1 pseudogene is annotated in these 240 nt (G+C 37.1%); it reads right to left on the bottom strand.

What is annotated here, in order from left to right:
* Positions 1–240 (bottom strand): annotated as a pseudogene (locus SAZ04_RS22890) (CotS family spore coat protein); the annotation flags it as partial.

The raw sequence follows: 240 nt of genomic DNA, 5'->3' as shown, positions 1-240 counted from the left end.
TGTCATCCTCAATTGTATTAGACTCGTTATATTCTTCAATCATTCCTTTCATATACTCTACATCCCAAACTCACATATCATCCATTTTACCAGTAATAAGCTTCCGTAAATCCCTAATTGGTAAGTCATATTCAACGCCATCTAAGTCAATAATCAACATCCCATCAGGTCCCATTTGTCCGATTGACCAACCATAATCTTGTTGAAATAACCCACAAGCGGTATTTCCTCTGGCAACTA

Origin of the sequence: Halalkalibacter lacteus (assembly GCF_036663595.1) — a bacterium.
In the GTDB taxonomy this organism is placed as follows: Bacteria; Bacillota; Bacilli; order Bacillales; family Bacillaceae_D; genus Halalkalibacter; species Halalkalibacter lacteus.
This window is presented reverse-complemented; position numbering and strand designations above follow the sequence as displayed.